Source organism: Neobacillus drentensis (genome assembly GCF_036965245.1).
GTDB lineage: Bacteria > Bacillota > Bacilli > Bacillales > Cytobacillaceae > Neobacillus > Neobacillus drentensis_G.
In genome coordinates this window covers 1-8,816 of record NZ_JBALPG010000074.1, presented here as the reverse complement: position 1 = coordinate 8,816, position 8,816 = coordinate 1, and the positions used below count along the sequence as shown (strand labels likewise).

Genomic DNA, 8,816 nt, shown 5'->3' with positions numbered 1-8,816 from the left:
GTTTCAGTTCATCCTTTTTTATTCGTTATATAAAGGTTAGTTCCTTTTTATAGTCCTTCGATTTCAATTGTTTTCGCAGGGAGGAATTCTTCTCCTGTTTCTAGGTAGCGAACCGTTACTTTATCTCCTTCTTTTAAATAGATTGCTAACGGGGCTTTTTCAGATGAAATAAGGTAATTTTTTTGGTTGTCTAATAGGAATGAAACAACTGTGAAATCTCCGGATTTTTCTTTATAGACTCTTAGGACTGTTCCGGATATTTGCTTGTCTTCAGCTTTCGAACTGCCGTCGACTGTACCTTTTCCTCTTTGTAAGGCTGTCTTATATTGTTTTAACGCTTCATTTGGAGTGACACCATAAACGGAAATTTCCGGATTTGCTGCAGAGACGATAAAGTAATTTTGCAGAAAACCATTGGAATCCAATACAGGCGTTAACCAGCTTGCTTCTCCATAGAAATTATAGAGAATTGGCATTTGTCCATGCCATTTCTTTTCAATAAATTTCTTCTCGATGATCTGCAAAGCTCCTTGCGAATCCATGTAGGATTGGTCAGGATTCCCGGTATAATAGGTCGCTTTACCCGTTCTTGCGTTGGTCAATGAGTAGCCGAGCATCGAGTCAACGCCTTCTTTTGGACTTGTGAAATCGGTGAAATAATACATCACCCCGTCTTCACCAAAAATTGGACTAACATTTGCCTCCGTACCTTCATCCGACGGAAGCTTTACATCGGATTTGCCAAATTTGCTATTCCAAAATCCATGGACAAAGTTCCCAAAGTAGCTGTTTTGCAGACTAACTGTCTCAGGTGATACGGCGCCATCAATAAAATCCGGGACCGATGCTAAAGGATATTCCTTCGTTTCTCCGGTCTTCGAATCGACTACAACGATACCTTCAACATCGAATCCATTACGTGCCGAAATAAATTTACCGTAGGAACGGATATAAAACGGTTTTCCCTCTTCATCAATTTCTAATTGTACGTCTCCATAGAAAATTTTCTTCGGATATTTCATGCGCATATGCCGCTCGATATTTTTATTAAAGAAAGAAGAAGGAGTGAAAACCATTTCTGACTTGACGAATTTAGGATTTGCAGAAGAATCGGTAGCACTTAAGGAAAAATAACCTGGTGTCTGATCCCCTTTCCACCATTTAAAAAAGCCTGAGAATTCAACCGGAGAAATATACACATATTCTCCGTTCACTTTTTGAATTTGCAAATTTCCAAGCTCGTAGTAGCTAGTATTCGGGACTTGACCGAAAGCTTTTTTCATTTTGTTTCTTGCAAACTGCGGCGGAACGCTTGCAGGTGTTTCTGTTTCATCAAAGGTCTTGATTTCCACTTTTTGATCCATTTTGGCAATTTCATATTTTTCGTCAGCATTAAAAATAAAGGCGGATAGGAAATAGCCTCCCGCGATAAGGCTAACTACGAATAAAAAGCCTTTTATCTTTCTTTCCATTCCTTTCGATAGGACGGCTCCTCCTGCGGTAAGAAGGATCGCTAACGGCCATAAAGAGGAGAGGTTTCTATCAAAATTACTAAAATAATAGAAGGCAAAAACAGCAGGTATTAATATAACTACCACCGCTATGATTATTCCTGACTTTATATGTTTACTTTCTTTCTTACTTAGCTGGTCATTTTTATAAAACGGTATAAGAATGAGGGCAGAAGCAATCCCAATGATCAGCGTAAATAAAACTATGTTTCCCATAAAAATCTCCTTTTCAACTTTGTACTTTAATACATTCTGATAAATATACGGATTACCAACAGAAAAAGTTTCACTAAAAATTGGTTTCTATTCTTCAAAAAGCCTAATATGTAAATTTAAGATAATTTTTATAATACAGGAATAAAAAATGTGGAGGAGGTCTCAAACGGTTAAACACAAGAGACCTCCTCCTATTTTATTCATTAATTATTCATAAGAACGTTCTAACTCATCAATAAGGGAAGCGACATAGGAGACTGCCTTTCTAATCGGGTCTGGTTTCGACATATCCACTCCAGCATGTTTTAAAAGCTCAAGAGGCTTCATTGTTCCACCGGCACGAAGGACCTCAAGCCATCGGTCCACGGCTGGCTGGCCTTCCTCCTGAATCATTTGGGCAACTGCAGTCGATGCAGTTAAGCCGGCAGAGTAAGTGTATGGATATAATCCCATGTAATAGTGGGGCTGACGCATCCAGGTTAGGCTTGCACCTTCATCGATTTCAACGGTGTCTCCCCAGAATTCAGAAAGAACAGCACCCGTTATTTCACTAAAAACTTTAGCAGTTAGCGGTTTGCCCTCCTCAGCAAAGGCATAGACTCTTCGTTGATATTCCGCTTCGAGCAGGTGTGTGACAAAGTTATGATAGTACGTACCCAACAGCTGTAGAACAACCCAACGGCGCATTTGCGTATTTTCATTATTAGCCAGCAAATACTGCCCTAAAAGCATTTCATTCATCGTCGATGGTGCTTCGATAAAATACAATGATGGACGGACATTCATGATCCGCTGATTTTTATTCGCTAGGTAGAAATGACCGGCATGACCAAATTCATGAGCCAGTGTGAAACATCCGCGCATATGATCCTGCCAGGTGATAAGGATGTAAGGATGGGCACCATATGGACTCGAACAGAATGCGCCCGTTGATTTCCCGACGTTATCTGCTAGATCCACCCAACTTTCATTAAAGCCTCTTTCAATAATATTGCAATACTCTGGCCCCATTACTTTTAAAGATTCTAAGATTACAAATCTCGCATCCTCATAAGTTGTTTTTGGATTAAAATCCGGATCCAATGGTGCTTTCAAATCACAGAAAAGTATTTGATCAAGCCTTAAAATCTTTTTCTTTAATTGCGCAAAGCGGCACATGTGCGGCGCCAATTCTGTAAAAATAGTATCGATCTGATTGTTGTACATTTCTAGCGTAACCTGCTGTGGTTTGAGCAGCATGTGGGTGACAGACTCATACTTACGTAAGCGTGCAAGGGTTACCTGTTTATTTACCTCAGCAGCATACGTTGCGGCCATTGTATTTTTGTACTGCTTTAGAGTTGAAACGAAAGAGTTATATGCCTTTCTGCGGACATCCGTATCCGCTGAAAACTCGTAACGGTTCTCAAACAAGGCAAACGATACAGGAAGCTCTTTTCCATCGGCATCCTGAATGGGTGAGAACTCCATATCGGCCAACTTAGACATTTGATAGATTTGATAGGGTGCACCTTGCAAATCACCAAGTGCAGCCAGTGCTTCTTCTGTTTCTGGTGATAATTTATGTTTTTTCATTTCAAGAAGCTCTAGTAGATATTTCTGGAATTCCTTAAGCTCAGGTTCTTCTTCGAGGTATTTTTCAATAATTCCATCTTCAAGAGCAAGAATCTCGGAATCAATAAACGATAATGCAGCTATACTTTTTGTGCGTAAGGCAGAAAATTTTGCTGCATTCGCCTGATTTACTGGATCTGTCCCGTCTGCGGATTGTTTCAGGTTTGCAAATGTCCATGCTTTAATGATTCTCATTGTAAGCTGTTCTTGTGCACATAAGCATTCTAATAATGCTTTTGAACCAATATGTAATGTCCCTTTAAATCTGGTAAACTGCGCAATTTCTTTGTTTATCAATTCTAGTTCAGCTTCCCAAGCTTCTTCAGACGGGAAAAGATCATCCAGTTTCCATTTAAGATCTTCGGGAACCTCTGAGCGAGTGAGGCGTTTTTCAACCATTTTTACCATCGGATCTCCTCCTATATTTTCGTACTACTAAATATTATCTCATATGAACTTAAATATGTTATACTTTTCTGAAAAAGGGGGAGTTACTGTGGAAGAAAAGGTAGTAAAGGCCATTCAAGATGAGTATCCTGAGGATTTTGCCTGGTGTTATGGCTGCGGGCGGTTAAATGACATGGGTCATCATTTTCGAACGGGGTGGCAAGGGGAGCATACAGTGACGATTTATTTACCTGAACCAGAGCACTTAGCATTGCCGGGTTTTGTCTATGGCGGGTTAATTGCCTCGTTAATTGATTGCCATGGAACAGGTTCTGCAGCATTGGCACTGCATCGAAAGAATGGTCATGAACCAGGTGAAGGGGCAGAGCCCCCACGCTTTGTGACTGCATCATTAAATGTCAACTTTTTAAAGCCTACTCCACACGGTGTGCCATTAAAAGCAATAGGAACTGTCCATGAAATTCATCCGAAAAAGTTTAAAGTGGAGACAGAAGTTTTTGCAAATGATAGCCTTTGTGCACGTGGAGAAGTTATTGCTGTTGTCATGCCGAATACTTTTTTGAAAAAAGAATAATAAAAGGCGGTGTGAGCATAGCTAGAATCCATAAATTCAAAGTAATGAAAAATATATTATCACTTGACTTAATTAACTGATTCGTTTTGCTTCGCTGCGCGCCTTTTCCAAACCAAAACCCCTAATCTGTTATTGATTAGGGGTTTTTTCTATTTCAACTTGCATAAAATAATCATCCGCCAGCTGTTCTAACTGTTGGAGTTCTTTCTTCCAAAAAGAACAACCATGCATTTTTGAAAGAGCACTTTCAATTAAAAATTTACGCGGTTTAGTTGAATGCAGTAATTCATCTTGGATAAATTCTAATAGTTCAATATATTTCTCTTTTTCACCTTCAATAGGTAAATTTTTTGAAATCGCTTTCCGTAATGATCCAGATACCTGGAGAAGTTGATTTTTAAATCCGTGATTATTTTTCGAACAGTTTGGAAGCCATTTTTCCAAAAGCTCCGGTTCGAGCAATTGATCACCGGATTCTGATACCTCTTCAACCATTTTCATCAAACGCATAACGCTATAACGAACCACAGAACTGATTTTTTCACCCGATTTATGAGCCCTTCGATTATATTGTACATTTTGCTGCAATATGCCCTGAAACATGATTGCACAATCTAACAAGTATGGTTTCTTATCTTCACCGAAAATATCATTGAACCTGCGGTATAGCCAACGAAGCGAATTTAACCGGTTTTGTTGGATAAATTGCTTTAAGTCAGCATCATTCGAAGCCATTACCTCTTCATAAATGGCAATCAGCTTGTTTTTTCTATTCGTAATCATCTGCATTTCAAGTTGTTTAATGAAAATCTCAATATTTGCAGGGTTTTGGCCAACAAGTAATTCGTTTCGATCCATTTCCAGTTTCTTGTAAATAGTTTGATAGATGCCAATTAATAATTCATTTTTTGATGAAAAATAATTATAAAATGTCCCTTTAGAAATCCCGCTATAATCTAGAATGTCTTGAATAGACGTTGCCTGGAAACCTTTTTCGATAAATAGTTGATGTGCCATTTTGATGACATGCTGTTTCCGATTGTACATTTAATCACCTTTAGTTTGTTTTGTACCCCTTGTATAAATTTATACTACCTTAATTTAGAAACCTTGACAAATCCATAAATATTCAGATTTTTGGATTGAAATAATAAAATTGACAGTATATTTTAAGGGAATTTAATTTCCAAAAGGGAGGTGACTATTATCGTCATTTCTCCTTTTTTAATGATACGATTAGTGAATTTTTCAAGGAATAATTTGCATTTTTATTAAAAAAAACTCAATATTAATGGATGAAGTTATATTAGGAGGATTTTCACATGTTAAAAGATAAAATTATACAATACATACGAGTAAATCAAAAAGATGACTCAATCATATTATTCGAAGAAGAGATAGACTATCTCAAAAATTATAATTTGGTTGAAGAGGTTCAATTTGTGAAGAAAGATGCCAGCACACGATTTGAAGATGCATATATTGAACGTTGTGATAAAGAAACAGAAAGTATGATCAGGAATGAATCATCCGCGTTTTTATCTGAACCGGTTGGATACCTGAAAAAGCATAAAAATGAGTTTATTTATTTAGAATCGAAATGGTTTGATTTAGTAAATGTAGATGCCATTTCATTAGAAGCAGATGATGTATTTGGCACATATGATGTTATGTTAGGTTTAAAGCTTCAGAAGAAATTTGAAAAAGTATTAAAAGAACTGCTGGATGTAAATTTACATGGTGATGAAGCAAAATTCGATTTAATCTTTAGTCATGAGGATGGTTTATGGAATTTGAATTTTGCTTTAAATTTTGTTGAGGGTTTTACTGAAGAAATAACAATTGATGAAGCATTCCAATTAATTTATCGTTTCCTGTTTAAACTGAATGAAGCAGTTGAAGGGAAATAATAATGATCTGGGATCTTTATCTTTTCAACAACTATAAAGATTTGAATTGATGTCTATTAAATTAAAATTAATTTGTGCAGTTCAAGGGGAGGCTAAAGAGGCCTCCCGTTTTCATCTTTATAAATCAACTTAAATCCTGCTCTTTAACCGAAATAGCTGAACCAGTTGAAGTGTGTTGGTTTATCCATCCAAGAGATACTTCAGAAACATCTTTCCAATTGGGTATTTGATCCATATGCTGTTCGACCCAGCTCATGCAGTACTGCGGGTCGATATTATTATCGAGGCATTGATTAAGAAAGGATTGAATGGTTTCTTGGTTGCAATTTTCCCACGCACCACATGTATTAACCCACGCATTTTCCATTTTTGTTTGTATAGCTGCCTCATTGCTAAAACCACTAAATTTATTAGGCAAATGAATTCCTCCCTGGCATTATTCACTTAATTAGTATGTCCATGCAAAATTATCATAAGCCTGTTTAACAGTAATTATTGATAAAGAATATTATTTTTAATCAATGGGATATTAAATGTGTGTTTTCTGTGTTGTTTTTCTACAAAGGAGGCTAATGAATGAAGATTAAAAAATGGCTGGTGGTACTGGGTGTTACTTTTTCTTTATCAGGAGCTTCTCTACATTATTATTTAAAGCCGGGATACGCTTTTATTCCCACTGATGATCAAATATTAAAACCTGAAACAGAAACTTCGGAAAAAGATGAGAATAAACCAGCATATGATCTTTGGGGGAGAACCTTTTCACAAAAAGAGGCCAATGAATTATTACCAACAGAAGAAGGACGGAGGTTGTTATCTCCCAAAAATGGAGCGGTTAAAATTGATGAGAACCTATTAAAATTAGGAAGAAAAGCTTTTTATGAAGAGACATTTGGAAATGAAGTCTTTCTAAGTGATATTCTTGGCGCTTTTAACGGACCTCTTAAAATTAAAAATTTTCAAAAGGCGATTAAGGAATTAAACGGTAAGGGCACGACGAATTTGCGGGTCGAATTAGATGAAACTGTAACGATAGGAGGGAAAACATTTAATAGAGGAACAAAAGTTGATACAGGATTTGATGTTGCAAAAGGTTCTAACGAAGTTCTTGGTTTACCCATTGTAAGCTCAGAAGGAAGGTTAAAAGTTGGCCTAAGCTGTGCAGCTTGCCATGCTACGGTTGACGCGGTTAACAAGATGGTTATCGAAGGAGCTGTGAATACCGATGCAAACTTTGGACTTCTCCTAGCATTAGGAACGAATACATCGGCATATTTTGCACGAACTGAAATTGCGTCCTTAAAGGAATATATAAAGAACCTTGACAAAACTGTTTTGACGAGTGAAGGAAAAGAAGAACCGTTACCGGACCCAAAGGCTTTTGAAGCAGCTGTAGATGAAAGTTTGCTCAAATGGCCGAAGGGAAACTTTGATATTACTAGTGACTTTATTAGCAATCCGACGCAAATCCCTGATTCTTTCACATTAGGAGATCATTCGTATAGCTGGAGTGGATTTGCAACGGCTGGACCGTTTAAAGGGTTAAGTGCTTTAAATAATGCTGTTCATGCCCAAGGTTCTGATTTGACGACTATTACTGAAGCAAGTCGAGCTCTCCTTGGAATCGACAAAGAAGTATACCTAGGAACTATTTTGCAGAATGCTGCAAGTCCTAAATATCGATATGAACCTAATAAAGGAATGAAGCCTTCAGTATTTTTCGCTAAAGTAGATCCAACTCCTGATGTTCCTGGTGTAAATAAAGCGATTAAATTACCAACCTATCCGAGGTCTTCTCTTATTTCACCAAATGGGCTTATTGTTAGCTCGCCAAGAACAAAAGTAGGGGAACAAAATAATGCAATGTCAGCCTTTCAAAATACGCTTGTTCCCCCGAAGGCACCAATCAAGGTGTCAGATGAGGAAAAGAATTTAGGTAAAAGAGTATTTAAACAAGCGTCCTGTATTTCCTGTCATGCAGGAAGTTATTATACAAATAACCAGATTATTCCTGTTGAAGAAATTGGTACAGAGCCTACGCGTGCGAGAGGATTAAGGAAAGTTGGGGAGTTTTTAACAGATCCTGTCATTTATTCACCTGATACACCTGTTCCTGTTCCAAAAAATGCGCAAGTGATTAAGGTCCCGACTAAAGGATTAGATCCTAAGCAAATTAATCTTGCATTTGGAATTGGAAATACTCAAGGAGGATATAAAGTTCCTAGTCTTCTTGGCCTTTATTGGTCTGCCCCATATTTGCATGATGGAGGTGTCGCAGTTGGAGCAAACACTAAAACTCAATTAGGAATGGCGGGAACATTAAATAAAGGCAGTTTCCCTGATCCGTTTAACAGTTTACGGGCATTAGTGGATAAAAATTTGAGGAATCAAATAATAAAAGCAAACAAATCCTCGGAAGATTTAATGAAGGCAAATGTAACAGGGGAAGGTCATAACTATTGGGTAGATGCTTCAACAGGTTTTTCTGCAAAAGAACAAGATGCTTTAATTAAATATTTATTAACATTGGAATAAATTAAGTTAAAGTCAGACAGTCCTTATGGCCGTTTGACTTTTTTATTT

7 protein-coding genes are annotated in these 8,816 nt (G+C 37.4%); 3 read left to right on the top strand and 4 right to left on the bottom strand.

Translation table 11 applies throughout. The annotated features are described in order from the left end of the window. Positions 1 to 47 precede the first annotated feature (47 nt). Together V7150_RS16035 and pepF are read right to left on the bottom strand one after the other, a co-directional pair. A complete protein-coding gene (locus V7150_RS16035) occupies positions 48 to 1,727 on the bottom strand; it encodes a hypothetical protein (protein WP_335520277.1) in 1,680 nt (559 codons plus the stop codon). A gap of 207 nt (positions 1,728 to 1,934) precedes the next feature. Further along, the gene (gene pepF, locus V7150_RS16030; RefSeq protein WP_335520274.1) at positions 1,935 to 3,749 is read right to left on the bottom strand and encodes an oligoendopeptidase F; all 1,815 of its coding nucleotides are present in this window, start codon (positions 3,747 to 3,749) and stop codon (positions 1,935 to 1,937) included. An 88-nt stretch (positions 3,750 to 3,837) separates the two neighbouring features. On the opposite strand from pepF, the gene V7150_RS16025 reads away from it, so the two are divergent. Next, positions 3,838 to 4,323, top strand: coding sequence for a PaaI family thioesterase (locus V7150_RS16025; protein WP_335520270.1), 486 nt, complete (start codon positions 3,838 to 3,840; stop codon positions 4,321 to 4,323). A gap of 129 nt (positions 4,324 to 4,452) precedes the next feature. On the opposite strand, the gene V7150_RS16020 is transcribed toward V7150_RS16025, so the two are convergent. Then, positions 4,453 to 5,370 carry a TetR/AcrR family transcriptional regulator gene (locus tag V7150_RS16020; RefSeq protein WP_335520266.1) on the bottom strand — a complete coding sequence of 306 codons (918 nt, stop codon included), beginning with the start codon at positions 5,368 to 5,370 and terminating at the stop codon, positions 4,453 to 4,455. Positions 5,371 to 5,645: 275 nt separating this feature from the next. Between V7150_RS16020 and V7150_RS16015 the strand changes: the two genes are divergently transcribed. Continuing rightward, positions 5,646 to 6,233 carry a branched-chain amino acid aminotransferase gene (locus tag V7150_RS16015; RefSeq protein WP_335520263.1) on the top strand — a complete coding sequence of 196 codons (588 nt, stop codon included), beginning with the start codon at positions 5,646 to 5,648 and terminating at the stop codon, positions 6,231 to 6,233. 124 nt (positions 6,234 to 6,357) lie between these two features. Here V7150_RS16015 and V7150_RS16010 read toward each other — a convergent pair whose 3' ends face one another. Next, on the bottom strand, positions 6,358 to 6,651 hold the full coding sequence (locus V7150_RS16010; RefSeq protein WP_335520261.1) for a hypothetical protein: 294 nt from the start codon (positions 6,649 to 6,651) through the stop codon (positions 6,358 to 6,360). 158 nt (positions 6,652 to 6,809) lie between these two features. On the opposite strand from V7150_RS16010, the gene V7150_RS16005 reads away from it, so the two are divergent. Beyond that, the gene (locus tag V7150_RS16005; RefSeq protein WP_335520259.1) at positions 6,810 to 8,768 is read left to right on the top strand and encodes an electron transport protein; all 1,959 of its coding nucleotides are present in this window, start codon (positions 6,810 to 6,812) and stop codon (positions 8,766 to 8,768) included. The last annotated feature ends 48 nt before the right edge of the window (positions 8,769 to 8,816 follow it).